The sequence below is a fragment of the Syntrophotalea acetylenivorans genome (genome assembly GCF_001887775.1).
In the GTDB taxonomy this organism is placed as follows: domain Bacteria; phylum Desulfobacterota; class Desulfuromonadia; order Desulfuromonadales; family Syntrophotaleaceae; genus Syntrophotalea_A; species Syntrophotalea_A acetylenivorans.
On the sequence record NZ_CP015519.1, the window covers coordinates 684,146 to 706,705 of the forward strand.

General features: G+C 49.2%; 17 protein-coding genes and 1 pseudogene. 2 read left to right on the forward strand and 16 right to left on the reverse strand.

The genetic code is table 11. The features are described 5' to 3' along the window. Positions 1-7: 7 nt before the first annotated feature. The 13 genes from A7E78_RS03215 to A7E78_RS03275 all read right to left on the reverse strand — a co-directional run bounded on the left by A7E78_RS03215 (position 8) and on the right by A7E78_RS03275 (position 15,684). Entirely contained in the window at positions 8-2,191 is a 2,184-nt protein-coding gene (locus A7E78_RS03215) for a GumC family protein (RefSeq protein ID WP_083552606.1), read from the reverse strand. Positions 2,192-2,228: 37 nt separating this feature from the next. Continuing rightward, positions 2,229-3,032, reverse strand: a complete 804-nt coding sequence (locus A7E78_RS03220) for an SLBB domain-containing protein (RefSeq protein ID WP_072282887.1) — start codon at positions 3,030-3,032, stop codon at positions 2,229-2,231. 24 nt (positions 3,033-3,056) lie between these two features. After that, positions 3,057-4,379 carry an outer membrane beta-barrel protein gene (locus A7E78_RS03225; RefSeq protein ID WP_072282888.1) on the reverse strand — a complete coding sequence of 441 codons (1,323 nt, stop codon included), beginning with the start codon at positions 4,377-4,379 and terminating at the stop codon, positions 3,057-3,059. After that, positions 4,376-6,364, reverse strand: a complete 1,989-nt coding sequence (locus A7E78_RS03230; RefSeq protein WP_145924833.1) for a polysaccharide biosynthesis protein — start codon at positions 6,362-6,364, stop codon at positions 4,376-4,378. The genes A7E78_RS03225 and A7E78_RS03230 overlap by 4 nt, the downstream gene beginning before the upstream one ends. Before the next feature lie 196 nt (positions 6,365-6,560). Further along, positions 6,561-7,751 carry a DegT/DnrJ/EryC1/StrS family aminotransferase gene (locus A7E78_RS03235; protein WP_072282889.1) on the reverse strand — a complete coding sequence of 397 codons (1,191 nt, stop codon included), beginning with the start codon at positions 7,749-7,751 and terminating at the stop codon, positions 6,561-6,563. A gap of 86 nt (positions 7,752-7,837) precedes the next feature. Next, a complete protein-coding gene (locus tag A7E78_RS03240) occupies positions 7,838-8,467 on the reverse strand; it encodes a sugar transferase (protein WP_269466062.1) in 630 nt (209 codons plus the stop codon). Positions 8,468-8,667: 200 nt separating this feature from the next. Beyond that, entirely contained in the window at positions 8,668-9,897 is a 1,230-nt protein-coding gene (locus A7E78_RS03245; RefSeq protein WP_072282891.1) for a carboxylate--amine ligase, read from the reverse strand. A 41-nt stretch (positions 9,898-9,938) separates the two neighbouring features. Further along, a complete protein-coding gene (locus tag A7E78_RS03250; protein ID WP_083552608.1) occupies positions 9,939-10,901 on the reverse strand; it encodes an endonuclease/exonuclease/phosphatase family protein in 963 nt (320 codons plus the stop codon). A 107-nt stretch (positions 10,902-11,008) separates the two neighbouring features. Next, complete coding sequence (locus tag A7E78_RS03255) at positions 11,009-11,641, reverse strand: GNAT family N-acetyltransferase (RefSeq protein WP_072282893.1); 633 nt, start codon at positions 11,639-11,641, stop codon at positions 11,009-11,011. Between the two features lie 4 nt (positions 11,642-11,645). Further along, positions 11,646-12,704 carry an amidohydrolase family protein gene (locus A7E78_RS03260; protein WP_072282894.1) on the reverse strand — a complete coding sequence of 353 codons (1,059 nt, stop codon included), beginning with the start codon at positions 12,702-12,704 and terminating at the stop codon, positions 11,646-11,648. Next, positions 12,691-14,274 (reverse strand): amino acid adenylation domain-containing protein, encoded by a 1,584-nt coding sequence (locus A7E78_RS03265; protein ID WP_072282895.1) that lies wholly within the window; start codon positions 14,272-14,274, stop codon positions 12,691-12,693. The genes A7E78_RS03260 and A7E78_RS03265 overlap by 14 nt, the downstream gene beginning before the upstream one ends. A gap of 2 nt (positions 14,275-14,276) precedes the next feature. Beyond that, positions 14,277-15,425 (reverse strand): acyl-CoA dehydrogenase family protein, encoded by a 1,149-nt coding sequence (locus tag A7E78_RS03270; RefSeq protein ID WP_072282896.1) that lies wholly within the window; start codon positions 15,423-15,425, stop codon positions 14,277-14,279. A 1-nt stretch (position 15,426) separates the two neighbouring features. Beyond that, positions 15,427-15,684, reverse strand: a complete 258-nt coding sequence (locus A7E78_RS03275; RefSeq protein ID WP_072282897.1) for an acyl carrier protein — start codon at positions 15,682-15,684, stop codon at positions 15,427-15,429. 584 nt (positions 15,685-16,268) lie between these two features. Between A7E78_RS03275 and A7E78_RS03280 the strand changes: the two genes are divergently transcribed. Continuing rightward, the gene (locus A7E78_RS03280; RefSeq protein WP_072285027.1) at positions 16,269-17,063 is read left to right on the forward strand and encodes an electron transfer flavoprotein subunit beta/FixA family protein; all 795 of its coding nucleotides are present in this window, start codon (positions 16,269-16,271) and stop codon (positions 17,061-17,063) included. Between the two features lie 24 nt (positions 17,064-17,087). Continuing rightward, positions 17,088-18,287, forward strand: a complete 1,200-nt coding sequence (locus A7E78_RS03285) for an electron transfer flavoprotein subunit alpha/FixB family protein (RefSeq protein WP_072282898.1) — start codon at positions 17,088-17,090, stop codon at positions 18,285-18,287. Here A7E78_RS03285 and A7E78_RS03290 read toward each other — a convergent pair. The 3 genes and pseudogenes from A7E78_RS03290 to A7E78_RS03300 form a co-directional block, all read right to left on the reverse strand. Then, on the reverse strand, positions 18,265-19,350 hold the full coding sequence (locus A7E78_RS03290; RefSeq protein ID WP_072282899.1) for a GNAT family N-acetyltransferase: 1,086 nt from the start codon (positions 19,348-19,350) through the stop codon (positions 18,265-18,267). The two genes, A7E78_RS03285 and A7E78_RS03290, sit on opposite strands and share 23 nt — an antisense overlap. A gap of 65 nt (positions 19,351-19,415) precedes the next feature. Continuing rightward, positions 19,416-20,635: pseudogene (locus A7E78_RS15700) on the reverse strand (glycosyltransferase family 4 protein). Between the two features lie 7 nt (positions 20,636-20,642). Next, positions 20,643-22,535 (reverse strand): alginate lyase family protein, encoded by a 1,893-nt coding sequence (locus A7E78_RS03300; RefSeq protein WP_072282900.1) that lies wholly within the window; start codon positions 22,533-22,535, stop codon positions 20,643-20,645. Positions 22,536-22,560 lie beyond the last annotated feature (25 nt).

Sequence of the window (22,560 nt, forward strand, 5' to 3'; positions counted from 1 at the left end):
AATAGCCTTAACTAGCAGCAGGACTATCCTTGGGCTTTTCGGCATAATAGTAATCCTGATGGTAATAGCCACTTTTTTGAGCGTCAAATCCATTAATAACCAGACCGAGCCGCCTGGCACCCATATCGTCGAGTAATTTATTGGATCGTCCCAGCACTTCGTAGGTCGTAACACCAAACCTGCTGAGCAGAATCACACCATCAAATAAGCGACAAAGAATACGCGTATCGGCCACCGGCAACAGGGGCGGCGAATCGCAGATAATGAAATCGAATTCTTTACTCATCGACTCTAGAAGCATTTTCATCCGGTTAGATGCCAACAATTCCGAAGGGTTAGGCGGAATCGGGCCTGCAGGTATGACAGCCAGATGCGGCAAAGCCCCTTTTTGAATAATCTGACTGTCGGCAACTCCGGCAAGATAACTGCTGAGTCCTTTTGCATTGTTAAGTTTCAGCAATTTATGAAAGCGTGGTTTACGCAAATCGCCTTCGATGAGCAACACACGGTTGTCTGAGCGGGCCAGTGCAAACGCCAGATTAACCGAAGTGGTGGTTTTACCTTCCCCGGGTTCGCTGCTTGTCAAAAGAATCTTCTTGGGAGGACTGTCCGGAAAGGACAGCTGGATAGCAGTTCGAAGAGCTCGATAACTTTCAGCAAACTGCGACTGCGGCTCATTTAATACAACTTGATCGAGACCTTTTTCGGAATCACGCCAACGACCGATCGTGGTCAAAATCGGGATACCGAAACGAGCTTCGACGTCTTCAGGGTCTTTGATTGTATTATCGAGATATTCAAGGAAAAAGGTCAGCCCAATTCCTCCCAAGGTGCCGATCACCAATGCTAACAATAAATTTACTGCAACCCAGGGGCGCGCCGGCTTCAGTGGTACGGAAGCCTTTTCAACTATCCAGAGGTTTATTGGACTGGTTTCTTCAGTAATGCTCTTTTCTTTCAGCTTTAGCATTAATGCATCGTGAAGCTGGCGGTTGGTATCTACACTCCTCTTTAACGCCCCATACTGGATAAACTTTTCGTTCAATAACAAAGCTTCGTTCTTGGTCGAACCCAACTGGGAACGCAAACTTCGTTCGTTAGCCTGAGCCAACTCGTATTCGTTTTTAATCGACTCTACAAGACGGTCGATCTCCTGATTTCTTTTTCTTCTCAAAACCTGCAGATCGCCTTTAACCTTAACCATCAAGGGATGTTTGGCCCCATATTTATTCGACAGCTCCATGATGTTCTTCTCAGTTTCTACAATCTGAGCGCGAATGGCTTGCAGTGAGGGGTCTGACGATATGGCTGAGACGGTAGTAGCGGCCCGGTAGTCTCTGCCGACCTTCCGGACCTTGCTATAAAGAGCTTCCAATTCCTTGCGCCGTGACTGGGAGCGAATTAGTTGGATATTAATTTCGGAAAGCTTCTGAGGCGTTACCGTCATACGGTCTTCGATGGTAACAATATTGTTGGCCTTCATATAATTCTGAAGTTCCATTTCAGACTGCCGCAATTTCTTCGCTTCGGTCTCGGCCTTTTTGGTCATCCACTGCAAACTGTTTCTTGTGGAGGACAATTTCATTTCGAGGGTTTCTTCAATGTAAGCCTTAGCCGTGGTATTGGCTATAAGAGCTGACAGTTCAGGATTCGGTGACAAATAACTGATATTTACAATGCGGCTTCCCTCAATGGGACGAACAAGAATTTGTTCACTAATGATTTTTGCCAGGTCATCCTTTTTAGATGATTCTGCTGCATCGTTCTTCGGCGAGTCCTCATCGGACTTAAATAAATTGCGTACTCGCTCCGGCAGTGCCTTCAGCTCCATGGCAAAAAAGCGCAGTGGTGACGTCTTTTGTACCGTTTTACCGATAAGGGCATCGTAATTTTCTTCCAATGATAGGATGTTGACTACCCTTCTGGCCACCGCACGGCTTTTTATAAGCTGGAACTGTGTTTCATGAAAAATCGGGTCATAAGAACTGCGGTTGTAACTGCCGGTGAGGTCCCCCCCCTCCGTCTTTTCGATCATGACTTTCGTCACTCCCTCGTAGAGAGGCGTCATGATAAAAGTTGCCACCGATACAAGCACCACCACAGAGAGGAGAAAAACAAGCAGAATATGCCTTCGCTTATTTATAATCCTGATAACATCCCGTAGATGCAGTTCTTCTTTATTGATCGGCATAGCCAGACCCCTTGATTTTAATTTGGGTTATCGCTGTTTAGAAAAAACTTTCCGGAACAACGATGACGTCATCGGCCTGAACCGGCGTATGCAGAGGTACCTTTTTCAAGACGCTTTCCTTATCATCAACCTTGCGAATTATCTGGATTTTCCTCTGCGAAGCCAGTTCGGTAAAACCACCTGCCATAGTTATGGCTTTGATTACGGAAGTCCCCTCTTCCAATTTATAAGCTGCCGGTCTGTTCACCTGACCGGTCACGTAAAACACACCAGCTCGTGGGACAAACACACTGTCTCCATCCACGATCATAAGATTTGAAACATTTTCCTTCTTTTCCAAAAGGCTTTTAAGACTGACGGATATAATCTGGTCAATCTCAGGTTGAGAAAGATCTTTCCTCTTTATGGTCACCAGGTCACCGGCATCTATGGTCAAACCACCCGCTTTGGAGATCAATTCCATCAGCGAACTGGGACCGCTCAATTCATAGAGACCCGGGACCTTCACTTCACCCATGATAATAGTTTTTTGACTACGGAATTCCTGAACGAACACAGACACTTGGGGGTCAATAATATACCCCTGAGCTAATTTTTTAGACAGATCCTGCGCTACTTCAGAAACAGTATACCCATCGATCTTCACCTCACCGATCAAGGGAAAAAGAATCGTTCCATTGCCACTGATTCGAGTGGTTGTCTCCAGGTCGGGGTTGTCGTATACCAAGACCCTAAGCACGTCCCCCTCGCCAACCCGATAATCCATACTGTCGGAAGGAGCAGCAAAACAACTGAAGCTCAACATCAATACCAACGCTACTGTGCTCAACCATAGTTTCATGAGGTAACCTCTCGATGAACGGTTTTAAAACGATGCGACCAGATTCAAATAGACGGAGTGCTTGTCGTAATCGTTATCCACAGTATTGGAATCCCTCTCTATGAACGAATAGCCTCCGGCCAGATTGAGCCACCGGGTCAATGTATATTTCAAGTCACATCCGCCACCATAGTAATCATCCTCCCGGTTGTCCCCCTTGTACTCATCGTTCTGATAGAAGAGATTAAGAGAGGCCAGAAATTTGGCGGTCAGACGCTGGAAATACCGTAGTTGCAGCTTATGTGAAAGGATGTATTCTCCTCCGCCGGAATCCGTTTCATTGGTACGGCGGTTGCCACGCAGGTCAACATAGGTTTTGGGTGTAAAACGGTGGCTGAATTGTATTTCAGAAAGAAAGTTGTTGGCATCATCGATTCCATCGTCATCAAAATCTTTCTTTCCGTACCCGACCATGGCCCGCCACCGCGATTTGATGGTTTGCCGCCACTGGAGGCCAAGAAATGCCTGATGCTCCTTGCTACTTGAGAGCACATTTTCGTCATAATCAATATCGATAAAGTTATATTCAATGAATGTTGATGTTTTTGGCATAAAACGATAGAAGGCCCGGCCGGTCAGACGATGATCATCCCGGTCACGAAAAGTGCTTGCATCGTCATCGTACTGAAGCGTGTACCAGGCATACTCAATTTCCGTACGGGTTTTGGAACTTATTTCATAAGAAACTGTGCTCCCCAAAAGATTTGAGGTGAATTTATCAAGGGAGCGAGTCGGTCCGCTACCGGCAGAATCATGCTCAAGCTCATATACATTGAGCAGGTCTACCGACAATCCTCCGCGGAAATTGTAGCGGAAAAAACCTTCGGCTTTCTGGTTGACCTGATCTTCTTCGTTAAAACGGTCGTGCCGCAGAATATCGGCCTGATAACTACCATAGGCCTGCAACCGGGTCTTCCCTTTGGTACGGAAACGGCTCAATTCCAGTCCGCCCGGGGCAACGTTAAGGGTGTTGAGACGAACCAGTTGATGGGGGCTGGCTGGCAGCGAGACCCAGATACCAGGGGTTATCCGAGTAACATACTCACTCTCAACATTGTTTTCTCTTTCAAAAAAGTTACTGGTATAAAATTCACCTATGGCCAGATAGGGATGGATGTAGCCGGTTTTTCCACCGATAACATCGCCAATATTTATGGCATTTGATCGTTGTTCGAATATGCTTTCTCCGTAAGCCAGAGGCGGTACGATCTTTGCGGCATCAATCTCAACCACCGGTTCTTCTGCGAAGGCACACTGCCATCCGGATAACATAAGCACCATAAGCAACCATCCAATTGACCATTTCATGTATCCCTCCCGTCTGGATTTATTACGCTATAAGTCATATTTGGGCCCTTTTGACCCACCAGATTGAGTTTATCTCCCTTTACAGGAAAACCCATTTCCTCTTCCAGAGTATGATCTGTTTCATGCGATTCGCAATGAAACTCCGGTACAATTTTTTTCAGTGTGCGGACCAAAGTATCCACATCCGCATTCTTCACCGCGTTATAAAGTGCTTCTGTTTCGTTATGTAAATCTTCTTCGGAAAAATGGGTTGCCTCAAGAATTCGAATTTTTTCGTGATCCGTTGCCTTGACGCCCTCCCCGGCAATGAGAAGCTCTTCATAAAGCTTTTCTCCCGGCCGCAGCCCGGTGAAGACAATTTCTATTTCTTCATAGGGTCGCCGGCCTGAAAGTCGAATCAATTCTTCCGCCAACCGCACAATTTTCACAGGCTCACCCATGTCGAGCAGAAATATTTCACCTGCGCCGCCCATACAGCCGGCTTGCAGCACCAATTGAACAGCTTCGGGGATGGTCATGAAAAACCGTGTAATTTCAGGATGGGTAACAGTAACGGGCCCTCCCTTGCGGATCTGTTCCTGAAAGGTCGGGATGACACTTCCATGACTTCCCAAAACATTTCCGAAACGCACGGTGGTTGCTTTCGTGCGTGCTTTGCGAACCAGATTTTGCACGTAGATCTCAGCAACCCTTTTTGTCGCCCCCATAATATTGGTTGGATTAACGGCCTTGTCGGTCGAGATCAGTACAAAATGTTCGGCACCAACGGCGACGCTGGCATCCACCACACACCGGCTGCCCATGACGTTGTTTTTAACCACCACCAGAGGATTCACCTCTGACATTGGCACATGTTTATAGGCAGCAGCATGAAACACAACCTGTGGCTTATGCTCCCAAAACACATGAGAGACTCTATTTTCATCTCGTATATCGCTAAGGCTTGGAGTAATGGTCAAATCTGGGAATTTTTCCCGCAATTCATTTTCGAGGTTGAACAAGGGAGTTTCTGCGTTTTCAAAAAGAACAAGGTGAGCGGGCCCAAACTGCGCCACCTGGCGGCAAATTTCACTGCCGATACTCCCCGCAGCGCCGGTCACCAGTATTCTTTTGCCATGTAGATATCCATTAATCTCTTCAACATCCAGCCGGATTGAAGGTCTGCCGAGCAAATCTTCAAGTTGTACGGAGCGGCACTGCTGGAGTGAAACCTGACCGGAAATAATGTCACCAATTGCAGGCAGAATTTTGGAGATAATTTTATTTCTTTTGCAAAACGCGACAATATCGCGCAGCTCTTTGGGAGAAACCGAACTTTGCGCAACGATGACCATATCGATACCGCTACGCTTGCAGATATTCTCCATATCATCCAGGGTGCCTATGACAGGCACCCCGTAAATAACTTTCGCCTGGCGGCGCAAGTCATTATCGATATAACCTAGAACAGCTTTCTCTAACTTAGGGTTTTCCCTTATCTCTCGAACGATGGACTGAGCGACGGTACCGGAACCTACGACCAGTACACTTTTTGGCCTGGAATGATACCCCCTTGAATTAAGATCCAGATGTTCTCTGATCATACGAGTGGAAACCCGTACGCCGATCATAATGAAAAAACAAAGGAGAAAATCGAGCAGGATAATTGAACGAGGTAATCCGTCAGTTAACCCCATGAACAAGACATAAACAACGACCCCTACCGAGGCCAGCAGGTTAGCCCTCAGGATTTGCAGTAGATCGGGCATCGACACATAGCGCCACCAACCATCTGCAAGGCCCATGCTCCAGAATACAATCAGCTTTATAAACAGCATGGCAGGCAACAGCTGTAAGATTAACGCCCAGTATTGCGAAGGAATATGGAAATCAAACCGAAGGGCAAAGGCGTAAATCAATGAGGCACTGACAACCGATAAATGAAACAGGGCGATCAGAGTTTTTCGAACCATGCTGTGACGCAACAGCAACGGAAGATCTCTCATCACATATCCCCCTAAAAACGAGAAAACCTCCCCTGTCAGATGGGTAGTTACGAAAACCATTCAAGGTCACCGGATAACGGGCGAACCATCAGTCTCCAACCCTGCAAAACCTATAAAACATCTAAATTCTAAATAGTTATCTTATGTTTAAGGAATATCACGGCTCGCCAAATTGTCAATCTGGTTTAGCCAACAATCAACCTGCATCAGTAAATACCTCCTCTATGCAGGAACTTATGGCGGCCATTTCCGTTTCTTTAATCGTCGGATGCACGAGGAACATCAAACTGGTTTCTCCGACCTTGCGGGCAACCGGAAGTCGTGGTTCGGAAGAAAATCCGCCCCGCTGAAAAGACTTTTCCAGATAGATTTCACTACAACTCCCGGTAAAAACCGGCACTCCCCGATCAGTCAAAGCTTGCAATATTTGCTCGCGTCCTATATCTGGGGCCATTCTGTTGGGTTTCAGGAAAGCATAATATTTATAATAGGAATGCCGCATGTACTCCGGTGGCTCTTCGATTCGCACCGCTTCTATTCGACCAAACAATTCACTGAGCAAACGCGCATTATTCCTTCTGACTGTTACCCAGTCATCAAGCTGGGTCAGCGCCCAGCGCCCGAGCACCCCCTGCATCTCCGTCATACGCCAGTTGGTACCGAACGATTCATGCAGCCAGCGAAAACCCGGTGGGTGTTGCCGGTTATAAACGGCGTCATAACTGCGCCCATGATCCTTGTAGGCCCAGGCTCGCTGCCAAAGGTTTTCATCATTGAGCGTAATCATTCCCCCTTCCCCGCCGGTGGTCATGATTTTATCCTGACAAAAAGAAAAGGCAGCGATATCCCCCAAACTCCCAACCATACGGCCTTTATAGGTCGCACCATGCGCTTGCGCACAATCTTCTATAACAGGAATACCGTGTTGTTTGGCCAGGGCCAGGATAGGATCCATCTCACAGGGCCAACCGGCCAAATGCACTACAATAATCGCTTTGGTACGGGACGTTAAAACCCGGGATATTGTTTCGGCGTTGATATTCTGACTAACAGGGTCGATGTCCGCAAAAACGGGCCGGGCTCCACGCATAACAATGGAACTGGCCGTGGCGATAAATGAACGACAGGTCGTGACGACTTCATCCCCAGGTTCAATCCCCAGCGCATACAAGGCCAGTTCCAGAGCCACGGAACCGTTTGCCACGGCAATCGCATAACGGGTCCCAACATATTCGGCGAATTCATTTTCGAAGAGTCGACATTCTTGACCGGTCCAATAATTCACTTTTCCCGACCGGAGGACGGCGCTGACCTTCTCAATTGCTTCTTCAGAGAAAATGGGCCAGGGAGATAATGGAGGGATTTTTCCGTTATGGTTTCGGAGCATGGCGTTACTCCTGGTCGAGGTTTATAAACATAACAGAATACAAGATATAAGCAGGCGTGGGATATTTCTGTCCTCTTTCAGGGAGATCAATCGCAGTGGCCGGGTATTTCCTCAGCAGTTTCAGCCATTATTTTATCCCGCCTTTCCTGATCCAGATCCGTTTCGACAGCGTCCGGATCAGCCGACACACCGTCTCGTGAAACAACTTTGACGACCGTCAGCAAAAGGATCTTGAAGTCCAACCACAGCGACCTGTTCTCGACATACCAAACATCAAGGGCCAGTCGTTCTTCCCAAGGCAGAAAGTTGCGGCCATGAATCTGGGCCCAGCCGGTAATTCCGGGTTTGACACTGTGACGCAATCGCTCTCGGTTCGTATAGTACGGCAGATAACGCATAAACAAGGGGCGTGGACCAACCAGGGCCATATCCCCCTTGATTACATTGTACAATTCAGGTAGTTCGTCCAGGCTGGTATTACGTAAAACACGTCCCAAAGGAGTCAATCGATGGGCATCGGCAAGTAATTTACCATCACTGTCCCGCTGATTGGTCATCGTGCGAAATTTGTAAAGGCGAAATGATTTTTCCCCTAAACCGGCCCTCTGTTGGGCAAAAAATACCGGCCAACCGTGCTTGGCCCAGACCAAGACAGCTACCAATGCCAAAACGGGCCAGATTAACAGCAAACCCAAGACAACCAAAATGAGATCCATCGTTCTTTTTGGAAAGGAACCTTGCATAGCATGCCCCTTGAAAATTACCAGACCTCCGTTCATCGGTTCGAATTACAAAAAAACTTATTGAAAAGCCTAACGGCAAGGCCATCCCTGCAATGGTGTACCTTCCATCAGGCCGTGTAATTTATCCTTGAAAACTCTCTAAACGCATCCATTTTCGATATGTTTATTTTCATTCACCTGATTCTTTTGTGAAAACTTTGCCACCACGATAGAGGCTGTTCCTCCTTTTCGCCTAGTCGACACTGTCTGCGCCGAATTAATTGTTTGGCCAAAAAGCAGAGCCTTTGCAGAAAAGGCTTAGGGTCTTTGATGTCCCAGATGGGATGCACATGGGGCTTAAAGTATGGCCGCAGATAAGCGGATAAAGGATATTTTTCTTGTCTGAACGACATCAGGGAATAACAAAAATCTCGCGTAATATCGGCCCAGTAAATACCTTCTTTGAACGCAGCAGCTTGGGGGCGTTCTCCCTCCATAAGGTGCCGGTAGTGCAACCAGGCAAAATTGATACCGCAGTGTACCGACAAAAGGCCGGATAAATTGTGACGACCATTAATCTCCATCAATTTATAAAGGCCGTCCCGTGCATCCCATTTGAACTCGGTACAAGCGTAACCGCTGAAACCGACAGACTGGAGAGCCTTTCTGCCGGGCTCGATGACTTCAGGTATCCATTCGCTCAGGGCCACCCTCGGTGACCCCCAAAGGTAAGGGGCATTTCGGATATGTCGCGAAGTAAATTCTGTCAAGGCTTGCCCTTGCCAGGTGTACGCATTGTAATTGACCACCGCATCATCCCCGCCGGGGATGATCTCCTGAAGCATTACCTCCAGATTGTTTTCCGCCGCCAATCGATAGACGGCGATCATTTCCTCCCTGTTCTTGACCGGGATCATCTTTCTTTTAAAACGTTTATAAAACAGATGCCCCTGGGAGGGTTTTACCAGATAGGGAAACTCTATACCGACGGCGTAACTCTCTACATCCTCCACCGAAGTTGGCACGAAAGTCCTCGGTACCGGTACTCCTGCTGACTCTGCCAGAGGGTAAGTATTTTTCTTGTCTATATACCGGGAAACAATCTCTTGATCCGGACAGGCGACAACAAAATGCTCTTCCAGTCGTTCTTTGTGCCGAGAAACCGCGACCAAGGTTTCATCGGAACAGGGAATCAGGAAACTGCCGCCAAAACGGGCTCTTTGCTGAACAATAATATCGATAAATTGATGTTCATATTTCTCGGGGTGAGGTACTTGGACTATTTCTTTTACATAACGGGAATGATGAGCCATATCCCCTTCGCGATAACAGAAAAGAACAATCGGCACCCCCATTCGCCCAAGAGAGCGAATAACGCCAAGGGCAACGGTATGATCGCTTAGCACAAGCGCAGGTTTCAGCATGAAGTCTCCTGAAATAATATTACCTTTTACAAACTAACGACCTATTTCAGCCCTAACACAGCCATTACAGGGAAATGGTCAGACCCACCTGAATCTTTAATCGTTCCTGCTTTAATGGATATAAAATGATTATTAAAAAAAATATGATCGATTCGAATCAGAGACGGCACCGAAACCAAACCGAACACCTTTATGACCGAAGAAGGAAAAGAAAAACCGAACCCGAATCCCGATTCCCAATGAGCATTTTTTAAAACCTCGCTGATATGTTTATACGTCTCTGCCTGATCCGTGGTATTGAAATCTCCAGCAAGGATTACAGGACCTGTTTCTTGAATTATATCTTCCTGTAGTAAAGTTGCTACTTTCCGGTACCTGGACAGCCAGCCTCCCCGTCGCAACATGTGAACATTAAAAACGGTGATTTGACCGGATGGAGAGTTTAAAACAACTTTCTGGACCCTGCCCTTTCCTTTTAAAACAGTACTAGAATTCGCTGGGTAACGGCTTGCTACCGCCAGTAACAGTTGAGGTTCATAGGAAAAATAGACTTTATGACCGTCATAAAGATCTTGAAGTTGGCTTGCCAGTCTCTCGAATACCGCGGGCTTAACCTCCTGCAACAGAAGAATATCAGGCCTCTGCCCCTTGATAACCCCAGCGATTCGACCCGTGTCCAAATTTTTAGACCAGGTATTATAACTGAGAACCTTGAGGTCCATGACACCAGGATCAAAACTTCCCGAACGTGACCAGAAAAGAGGGGCATAGTTGACTACGATGATCACTGCAGAAAGCAGCAAAAGAGCGGTCAGCCAGCGATATTGAATCAAACCGGCCCAGAGGGCACCGGGCAATAACGCGAGAAGAAGCCAAGGCATCAGATATCCCGTATAGCGGGCAAGAAAAAGCTGATCGCCGGTCCACCAACGCAGAATCAAACCTGCAAGAAGAAGTAGGCCCAAAACCCACCAGGCCAGCCATAATATGGTAGGCATTCTCATGTCTTTCTCAATATATTTGAGCGCATATCATTTACAAAAGCCGGTATTCGAATTGTAACCTTCCAGCTAATATCTCTTGCTTTTTTCATTTATAGGGACAAGGCACTTCAGTCCTTGACCTGAGCGGTCCGATAAAGAAGAAACCGCCGCATGATATAATGAGGCAGCTCCTGATATCCGAGCAGCCTATGAACCCACAGAGCGGGGATATTGGTCGCGGAGTAATAACCATATGCCCTGTGATACCCTTTACCATAAAGATGGTGCAGTACACTGTTCAGTAAAAAGGTCGCATGCCCACCTCCCCGCTGTTCGGCACCGACGTGCATATCGAACATGTAAATTTCTTTGTCGGCGAGATCAATTTTGAACCGCTGGACATCAGGATGGATCTCTGGGGTTTTAGCCGTGCCGCGACTCACGTACCAAAGATCGCCAATCGCCCTGCCATCATGGACCATGGCCAACCCCCGATACCCCTTTTGGAAATAGAGATCAACCCTTTCCTGACGGCTGCGCAGGGGATATTTGAATGCCTGGGGTGAAAAATTCTCTGGGGTCACCTCGACCAGGTGCATCCCTTCTTCGGCACCTTTGAGCGGCGGCAGATCCGTCAGGCTCCTTACTACCGGCACTTCCTCATCCCGGTGGTAAAGGGCGAAACAACAGGCCGAAAGAAAACCTTCCTGATGCCAGTGCTCAATAAACTGGAAATATTTCACCCGCAGGAGAGACAACATCGGTCTAAACCTCCTTTATGAACAATTTTTCCGGGTTCTCACCTGCAATCAGTGCAAACAGGTCTTCCGGTCGGGAAAATTGTTGTTCCAGAACCCAGTAAAGCTTGACAGCCGCTTTCCAGGAAAGCTCATACAAAGCATCTGAACCAAAAAGGATCCGCTCAGGTTCTACCTGACCCACGAGCACGCTAAGCACATCAACCGACAAAGCGGAGGTATCCACCAACAAATGATCATATTTGGAAAGTAGCTCATGTAACTGCGGCAAAACCCGACGTTGAAACTCTTCGGCACCGATCCCAAAGGCTCCGGCATGGGCGATGACGATGGGGTAGCAAGACCCGGCCAGATCGAGTTTGGCCAGATGGTCTAATTCGCCCTGTTGACATGCCGTTGGCGGATATCTCACGCTTGGGCTCTTCCCGCCATGCACAATCACCGGCATACCAACCTTCTGGGCCGTCTTTAAAAGAGCATCTACGCGCGCACGCCCTTCCACTGCAGTGAGCTCATGCCCGGATAATGTCGGATGGACTTTAAGTACGCTGATTTCGTACTTTTTGATCGCTTGCTGGATGTCCTCCTCGACCCTTTCCGGGGCCAGCGTATTTGGCAAACTATAGCCCCATAAAAAATGAGGGTCATCACCGAACATCCTGGCCATTTCCGCCATTCGAACATCGGCGGTGCGGCCCGGCTGTGCCACAGCCAAAAGAACGAATCTCCCCAATCCTGCAAGACGCGCCTGATCAAGCCAATATTGGGGCCCGGTATGGGTAAAACGGCGCCGCATGGTCAACAGCATCATTCGTTCTACCAAATCACGAGGCGTATCAGGATCTGGCGATGCCGGAGCTTCGAGAGAAATAGCGGCACTCATTGGCGGCACATAACACGCCTTTCCGGTACTATAAACTCCGGCCACTTCTGAATTAGGCTCGTATCTGCAATCGTCGTACATTACTTCATAAGGATGAGCATGGCAGTCTGTCAGTCGCACCGACGCTCCGATTTCTTGAATCGTCGCCAGATAACGCTCGACGGATGTCTTATCGATCCGCATGTTTGGTCTCCATGGCCAACGCTCGCAGCGCCGCACGATTAATTTTTCCCCTTCCACATCGGGGGATATCCGCCAATGGCAACAAACGCCGAGGCATCATGTATCCCGGAAGACGGTCACGCAATCGTGCCATAATAAATGCGTGGTCAGTTCCGCCATTGTCCTCGACAAAAGCAACCAACTCCTCCATCCCGCCCCGGTCTGCTGTCACTACCGCCGCCTCGCAAACCCCATCGATGGCCCGGAGCGCCTGTTCAATCTCTCCCAATTCGATACGATAGCCCATGACCTTAACCTGCTGATCCTTGCGGCCGACAAACTCGATATTGCCATCCTCCCTTCGCAATCCCAGGTCTCCGGTATGGTACCAGTTCTCTGCGGAAGCTCCCGGGACCCTTACCGTAAAAAACACCCGGGCGGTACGCTCCGTATCGTTCAGATAACCTTTTCCCAGACCTGGACCGGTCAAACAAAGCTCACCAACCGTTCCATTCGGAACAGGCAGGAGGCTTTCATCGAGCAGGTCCGCCTTCATCCCTTTGCAGGAACGACCGATAGGAATACGCTCTCCAGGTTCTTGCGGTATATTTTTAACTGGATAACAGAGGGAAATACCCGTGGCCTCGGTGGGCCCATAAACATTGAAGAATGATTTGTCCGGGAATGCTTCCATCCAACGGATAAGAGTGCGAGTCGGCAGCGCATCGCCGCCAAAAAGAACACGGCTCATGGTAGGAATTCTCCCTGGAGCAATAACCCCGGCCCGGTCCATATAGAAAAGGAGAGAGGAGATACCCTTCCAGATAGTGACTTGCTCCGCTTCCATGAACCCCAGAAGTTTTTCTGGAAACAGAGTCAGGGCTTTATCCGCCAGACAGAGAGTAGCCCCGGCCTTAATCGGGCACCATAGATCAAAGGTGGACATGTCGAAATGAAAAGGAGCCGTACCTAGAAGTCGGTCTTCACTATTTATGGCAAAATAGTCGACCGCCCAGTCAATATAGTTGCATATATTTCGATGAGTGATCATGACCCCTTTAGGGGCACCGGTCGATCCTGAGGTATACAGTACATAAGCCAGGTCATCGGGCTCGTTACTGCACGGGGGTGCCCTCATCGAACTTGCCAGGACATCTTCTATCGCCGCTGCCGCTTCAACACCGGCAAGAGGCAGTTCGCAACGGGGCGCGAAAAAGATACGTGGTATAGACGCCTTAACAGTCTCCGCTAGAGGCAGGATTGTCTGACTGTCACATAAGATGGCAGTCGGCGCGCAATCGGCCACAATCTTTTGCCACCTTTCCGGCGGGGAGTTGGGATCGAGCGGGACATATACCGCATCAGCTTTAAGAATACCCAGAACGGCTGGAAGAAAAGATGCCGACCGGTTTAAACAGAGGGCCACCCGGTCCTGGCGGCGGACTCCATATTGCTTCAGCAAGGTGGCCAGGCGATTGGAAAGGTCTGCCACTTCGGCATAGGTGATAGACCTGCGCCCATCGGTACAGGCCACCTTGGCCGGCGACACCGGGGAATGGTGCAGGTAATGTTGAACGAGGTTCCCATCCATAATTAAAGCCCCATCAAGCGCGAAATAATGGCCTGTTGCATCTCGCTGGTACCTGAGTAGATGGTGGCTGCAATGCTGTCTCGCAGATCTCTTTCGATTTCGTATTCCTTGGAAAAGCCATAGCCGCCGTGAACCTGAACAGCATCCAGGCAGCTTTGTTTCAGGCCCTCACTAATGTACAATTTAGCGATGGAGGCCTCCATGGCGGCTCTCTTACCCTGGGTTTTAAGGGTTGCAGCCTTGTACAAAATCAAACGGCCAAGTTCAAAAGCAATTTTCATATCAACAATTTTATTGGCCACCGATTGGTGTTTACCGATAGTCTTGCCGAAGGAGGAGCGTTTTTTGGCATAGGCAATAGAGGTCTCCAGCACCCGCTCAAGGGTTCCAAGGTGGGCAGCCGGAAGGAGACTCCGTTCTAACTCCATCGACTCGTTGAAGATGATCGCCCCCTGCCCTACCCGGCCAAGCAGAGCGGATTCCGGCACATAGCAATCATCGAAAACGAGTTCCCCGTTCTGCAGGGTGGATAACCCCATCTTTTCTATGGAGCGGCATCGCTCAAAACCCGCCGTTTCCTTCTCGACCATAAAGCAGGAGACACCGCCAAGGCGACTCCCTTTAGAATCGGTAAGGGCAAAAACGATGACTACATCCGCTATCGGTCCGTTGGAAATAAACATCTTCGAACCATTCAGGACATAACCATCTTCCGTCTTTTCGGCTCGAGTGCTCATGGCCCCTATGGCATCGGAGCCGGCACCGGGCTCGGTTATCGCTTGCGCAAAGATCTTTTCACCACGGCATAGCGCTGGCAGGAAGCCTCGCTTCTGCTCCGGGCTACCGAACTGTTGGATCTGCAGGCCACAGAGGATTTGCGTAGCAAGAGCATGAACCAGTCCAGAATCCATGCAGCTATAGCCAAGCGCCTGCAACACAATAGCGGTTGTCAGGAAATCACTTTCACAACCGCCATACGCCTCAGCAAAGGGAAGAGCGATGATCTGCATGTCGGCACACTTCTGCCATGATTCGAAGGGAAAGTTTCCTTCTTTATCGTAGCTGGGAAGGTCATGGTCGATTTCCTGGCGGGCGAAGCGGATAACCGCATCTCGCAAATCTATCTGTTCATCGCTCAAGACGAATTCCATATCAACCCTCCCCAACGATGCCGTTTTTTTTGTCGACTAAGGAGGAAATCGCTGCAAGGGTGGCGAAATTTTCGGGGAGCAATTCGTCACCTTCAATAGTGACGGCAAATTTCTTCTCCAGGAATTCCAATAGAACGATAATTCCCATAGAGTCGATAATCCCCTGATCGATGAGCAAATCGGTGTCGGTAATGGGTTCGCAATTTCCACCACAAATCTCGGAGGTTATAAAATGCCTGATATTGTCGATCGTCCTCATTAGGTCTTTCCTCCCTGGCATGAAGAACTGCGTCGTCCTGTATCGCTCCTCGTCTCTTAAATATCCCGGGGTCAAAATTCATAGGAATTTTTGCACCCTATTAAACATGTTCAGAAATATGAGCCAGCCGGTGACAGTTTAAAAAATTCGTTATGTCGAAAGTATATCAATCATCGATAAAGGCTCAACCTGAGAAGCCTGAATAACTTCCCGGAAGGCTAAAACAAAAAGACCTCTCCAAATGCTTAAAATGAATCAGAGGTCTCCCACAAGGAAACCCAGGCAACTCATTTTACGAGGGAAATATTCCATATCAATAACAAGGTGTTGAGTCGGTCAAATATGAACGATTCGAAATCCCTTTCAATGGCCCGCAACCACTGTCAGGGAACTTTCCAGACAATCCGTCACGCCTGTTACGTATTTATTGTTGCTAACCCTCGCAGAAAAACTAAAATTATAGAAAATTCTTTGGATTGGTCACTTTGACTCAAACAGCCATCCAGAAGGAATCATCCCATTTACGACGTTTGGGTAACCTGTAGTTGCAACGTCCGGATTTTCCAAACTTAGAGGGTGACCTTATGCATTTTGTCGTTTGCATTAAGCAAGTCCCGGATACGATGGACATAACGATTAATCCGGAGACCAACACCCTGCAACGGGACGGTGTCGCTTCCATCATCAACCCCTTCGACATGTATGCCATAGAAGAGGCCATACGCCTTCGCGAGAAACTGGGCGGGCAGGTAACAGCCCTCAGCATGGGGCCGCCCCAGGCTGAAAGTGCCCTCCGCGAAGCGATTTCTATGGGAGTCGACAATGCTGTTCTGCTCTCCGACCGTGCTTTTATCGGCAGCGATACCTGGGCTACCAGCTATACCCTGGCAACGGCCATACGAAAACTTGGGGATTACAGCGTGATATTGTGTGGCAAACAAGCGGCTGATGGGGACACAGCCCAGGTCGGACCAGGCATTGCTGAGCACCTCGATTTACCCCAGATAACCTATGTGCGCAAAATTGAAAAAATGACTCCGGATCTTATTGTGGCCCAACGCATGCTGGAGGAGGGAGTCGAGGTGCTCGAAGCAGAGTTGCCTTGTGTATTGACGGTGGTTAAGGAGATTAATAAGCCCCGGCTACCATCATTGAAAAACATTATGAACGCCCGCAAAGCACCCATTACCCACTGGCAGGCGAAGGACCTTGCCTGTGACACCTCAAAGCTCGGGCTGGAGGGGTCTTTGACCAAAGTATTAACAGTTTTCAGTCCTCCCCCACGAAGCAGTGGTGAGGTTATGACCGGAGAGGCCGACCAAATCGTTCACGCCCTGGTGGATAAAATCAAAGAGGCGATCATAACGGCAGCGTTATAGGACTATTGAAAGTGAAACAGACCCATGGATCCTATTTGCATCATAAAAACTAAATGCATCGGTTGCGGGTTATGCGTTAAGGCATGTCCCTTTGCCGCTATCAGCTTGCAAAATGATCTGGCAGTGGTCGATGTACCCAAGTGCACCTTATGCGGGGCCTGTCTTGAGGTTTGCCCCCATGACGCCATCGAGATACGTCAAGCACAGGGCGTTGCTCAGGATTTGAATGATTATTATGACGTATGGATATTTGCGGAACAGAAAAATGGGGTGGTTCAACCCATAGCCTATGAATTACTGGGCGAGGGTCGCAAACTTGCGGATACCTTGGGAATGTCCCTTTGCGCCGTTTTGATCGGACACGATATCCAAAAACAGGTAACCGCCCTCACCTCGCGGGGAGCCGATCGAGTGCATCTTGTCGATCGCGCAGAGCTGGCCTACTTTCAGGATGAACCCTATGCCAATGTACTGAGTGAGCTGGTCCGCCGTCACAAACCGGCGATTTTACTCTACGGCGCCACCAGCATCGGGCGCAGCCTGGCGCCACGGGTGGCGGTGGCGGTTAACGCCGGCCTCACGGCCGACTGCACCGGCCTGTCGATTGTTCCGGAAACCGGTGATCTTTTACAGACCCGTCCAACCTTCGGCGGCAATATCATGGCGACCATCATCAGTCCTGACAACCGCCCGCAAATGGCTACGGTGCGCCACAAGGTCATGAAAGAAGCCGAGGTCGTTGAGGGGCATAACGGTGAGATTGTGCTGGAAAAGATAGCGAGCGAGCTGTTGCGATCACGCACACGGCGCTTACGCTTCGAGCCCGAACAGGAAACCACCATGAATATCGCCGAAGCCAATATCATTGTCTCCGGCGGCCGTGGTTTGCAAAAGCCAGAAAATTTCAAATTAATTCGTGACCTGGCTGAAGTTCTAGGAGCGGGTGTTGGATCGTCCCGTGCGGCAGTAGATGCCGGCTGGATTCCCTACTCGCATCAGGTGGGGCAGACCGGAAAAACCGTCTGCCCGAAGATATACATTGCCTGCGGCATCAGCGGTCAGATTCAGCATCTGGCGGGCATGTCTTCATCGGATCTAATTATTGCCATCAATAAAGATCCGGATGCCCCCATATTCAAGTTTGCCAACTATGGACTGGTTGGGGACCTGTTTACAATCGTCCCGCTCTTAACCAAAGAGTTCAAAAACCTTTTGGGCAAGTAGTTGCGTATCGGTCAAAAATCCTGCCGATAGACCGGAAAAGCCTCCCTGTCCTGCCTAACCTGTCCAGACAAATTACGCCATTTTTCTTCCAGTCGATCATATTCCTCATGGTTAAGCACCATGCGAAAGGTAAAAAAGTCTGCATAATCATTGGAAAAGCCCGCCTTGAACTTAAACAGGGAATCGGCCTCTCCCCCAATCCGCCTCCCAGATGCAATACGCGATGCCCTTCCTCTTTTCCCCAATTCCGCACGTCGTAAAACATCAACTTGCTAGGCGCCACACCAAGAAATTGTTCGGCAGTCCCTCCCAGATGATACTCGATGATACCGTTTGTCACCGTAAACACAGCACCTGCGGCGAACTCGCCATCGGCAGAGAGCACCACCCATAAATCGAGTTTGTCTTTGAGAGCCTTTTTAAGATCATCGAAATACTCATCGGAAAAAAGATAGAACCCTTTTGCCTCGACCCTTCGCATCGTTGCACGGTAAACATCCATGAACTGGTGCCAGAATGTCCAAGCATTCCTTACTGTTGAGAATCCATTGTTCTGTAACTTCCTGATATTACGTTTATGATTCTTGCAAGTCTGCCCCAGCATGTCTTCGCAAGATAAACTTAAATCGCAATGAACGGTCTGGCCATGCTGTATCAGCAACCCATATTTTTGCAACGTCTCTTTGGGAAAAGAAAGCAAGGGATGCATACGCATGAAGACCGAAATAAGCCCACGCTCCTTTCCCAGTTCAATAAACTTTTGCCATAGAGCGTCTATAGCGTTTTCATCAGGAGAGCCATAAAGAATTGGGGCGGGATAACCGTAAGGAGACAGGGCATCGCAACCATCAGACTGGATATTTAGATTTTCTGGCAGCGGTCTGATAAGTAAGGGCAGCAACAGGCCCGCACCCTGTTCTTCAGCGAGGAAGGCCACCGGCTCGCCCTCTTCGTATCTGGCGGCAAAAGAGACATATTCCGGAAGGTGATAGAAATCGTGAGCAGCTTTGGCCAGGAAGGCCTTCCACCTGGGATCATCTGGGGTAATGAATTCGGCGCTCATAGTCACCTCACTATTGAAACAGGATCATATGCAAAAAACCATGTGGATATGGCCGTATTTAGTACTTATTCGGCGGCTCCTTCCAGCCAGGCGACAAATCTTTCGGCGAGAATGCCGCGGCCAAACTCCTGCTCAGCCAGAGCACGGGCATTTTTCCCCATTTCGACCAATTCGTCCCTGTGTTCCGCCATGTATTCCAGGGCATCTGCAAAGGCTTTCGGGTCAGAGGGAGGGACCGCGAGGCCACATTTATGGTCTTTGATCATGCCGGCGAGCCAGCCTGGGTAGTTGTTCAGTACCGGCAAACCGGAAGCGATGTAATCAAAAAACTTGTTGGGTGAGGTGCCATAGTAGAAAGCCGGAACATTGGCCAGGATCATCAACCCCACATGAGCGGCCCTCTGCAAACAGGCCAGCTGCTTTTTGGGCACGGGGTCGAGAAAAAGGCAATTGGTTAAACCTTCCGCTTCGGCGCGCTGTTTCAGGGACGGCTTGAGTTTTCCATCCCCGATAAAAACCAGCTTGATGTCGGATCTGTGCCGTTTGATTAATTCCGCAGCCGCATCCAATACAGCAGTGAGTCCATTAGCAATGCCATGGGCGCCGGAAAAAATGGCCACAAAATCGTTTTCGGAAATAGCCTCCGGAAGGAAAGTCTCTTCGGCATAGGGGGTAAAAAGATCCAGATCACAGCCATTGGGAATCATGGCTATGTCGGCGTCATCGATACCGCGCCGCTTGATCCCCTCCACAATCCCCGGAGACAGACCGATGCATTTTCTGGCGGAATGGTAAGAAAGCCATTCCAGGATATCCATGGCCTTAAGCACAAGGGGATCCCTGATAACTCCCATTTCGCGAGGGAGTTCCGGCCACAGGTCTCTGACCTCAAAAACAAAGGGTTTTCGCCGGAAAAAGGAACCGACAATGCCGGGCAGGCCAACGGTTAAAGGAGTGGAAGTGGTAAAGATAAGATCGTATTTTTCAGTAAGGACAATTTTTAAACTGCGCAGGGAAAAGCGTAAGAAGGTAATGCTTCTTTTATATATGCTGTCGTAGTTCGAGTAGGGCAATTCAAGCTCGATCACCTTGATGCCATCGACATATCCAATACGCTTGCCCCCTTTGAACTCTCCGGAAAGGCCGGTCCTGCCAAGAAAAGTAGCCGCGCAAACCATGGTGACCTCATGGCCCGTTGAATCAGGGCCTTGGCCATTTCATACGACCTAAGACCGCCTGCTCCTTCAGGAGTCGAGAAATACTGGTGAAAATATAAAATTTTCATAGTCACCTCAAGGGTTGATGTAAAGATCAGAGGTAATAATAGCCTCTGCAGCGTTGATCTCTATTTCCAGCACAGGAATCTGCGCTTTATGCAGATAAAATCGCGATTCCCAACCATCCTGCAATTCGAAACGACTGATCGCTACGTTACCGGATACTTTTATCTCTAACTGTTCTCCAACACATTTCAAGCCATCAACCAACCAATTCCCAGGTGCCAGGCGCCAACGTAAAACAGCCTTAGTTTCGATTCCACCTAACTCGTCGACGACTCTCCACAGACTGCCCACGTTGGTAATGGTACGCTTATGACTAGCCCCGCGATAATCGCGATAGGAACCGGACCAGGATGTCTGTCCATTCGAAAAGCTCAGTTCTCCCGGTTGCTCCATTTGCAGCCAGCCCCCGCGCAAAAACCGGCTGAGTCGCGGCATCTGATCCCGTCCGTCAAACTCAACAGTATTGTGGGCTCTGGTGGATGAGAAGTAACTCTGCCAGGGTTCTTCGGCATTGTAAGAATAAGATCCCGAATCGCGCAGCAGGTTGTCACCCCGATGCCACAAGTCCAAATGAAAGGCGTCGGCATGGCCTGGGCGAAAACAGAAGTTCGGATAACGCAGGGCACCCCATGTCCTGTCCTCGCCCCTGATCACCACATAGCCTCCGTCAGGAAAATCGCAGGCACTCTGAGAAACGCTCACCATAGGCAGACGTTCATTCGTCAACTCGAGCCATTTAAGAGGCTCATCCCACGGTCCGGATGGATACACCTTGCCGTCATAAAAAAGGCACATGCCGAGCTGCACTGTTGGGCGAAAGTCCCGGTAGTCGGTGTCCGAAAGAACGAAGAGCCGGGCACCATCATTGGACCCCAAGTTAGGACCATCTCCGCTTTCGTCCGTCAACTGATACAGCCAGTTAATCGCAGCCTTACATCGGGCATAATAATTGGCAGAAAACTCCTTCTGTCTCAACTGACGGCGCCAGAACTCTACGATATTCAAGGTGTCCACAAGAAGTCGGTGGTAATTGATGGAATATTGAGAAAAACTGCCATCTATCGCTACCAGTTTTTGTACCCTATTTTCCAGCCATTTAAGGCCTTTCTTTTTAAACCGGCGGCCATTGGTTCTGAGCCTGGGTTGTTTGGCGAATTTTTCAAGCCAGGCACCACCGACATAGAGGGCGGCCGCCTCACTCGTCCCGTGATTGTTATCCTGGGCTATGGCGTACTTTATGGTAGGCGCTATGCGGCCGCAGTGTTCCGCAATAAATCGGATAAGCCTAGTACTCGGGTTTTGATCCTGCCCGAGCAAAAAGCCGGTCAGCAGCACCTGTAGTAATCTTATGCTGCTCTCCTGACCGCATTTCCAATTGAGGCCCGCGTTGAGGGGGTTATGCTTAATCCAGTCCGCTACCCAGGAGTTTAAGGTGACAAGAAAACGTTCATCAGCTGTCTTGCCATAGGCCCTGGCCAAAACAAGTGCCCAATCAAAACGCGAAAGTTCCCAGCAAACCTTGATGTCGCCAACATCCTGATTGAAATCACCGATTTTCGACCAATGCCGCTCAGGGTCTTTGCAGGTGCGACCAGTCAAAGGATTTCTAAACCAGTCAGGCGGCGCGCCCACTTCGATGAACTGATGCGAAAAGTATTTGATTTTGCCTTGCAGGATGTCTTCAGCTTCCTTGACAACGGAACCGCTCAAAGATGGTTGAGATGGGCTATCACAGCAAACAGGCTCAGCGGTGAAAAATGCTCCTTCATAGTTCCTGCCCTTTGGGAGCAGCTTTTCAATCAGACCGGAACGAATGGCCAATCTGTACAAGGCTACGACCGCTACGTTGTTCAAGCCAAGACGATACAACGTAGGCATATAAACAGACAGTTTTCCAAGCATGTTGCTCCTGTTGAGCCTGGTGCTA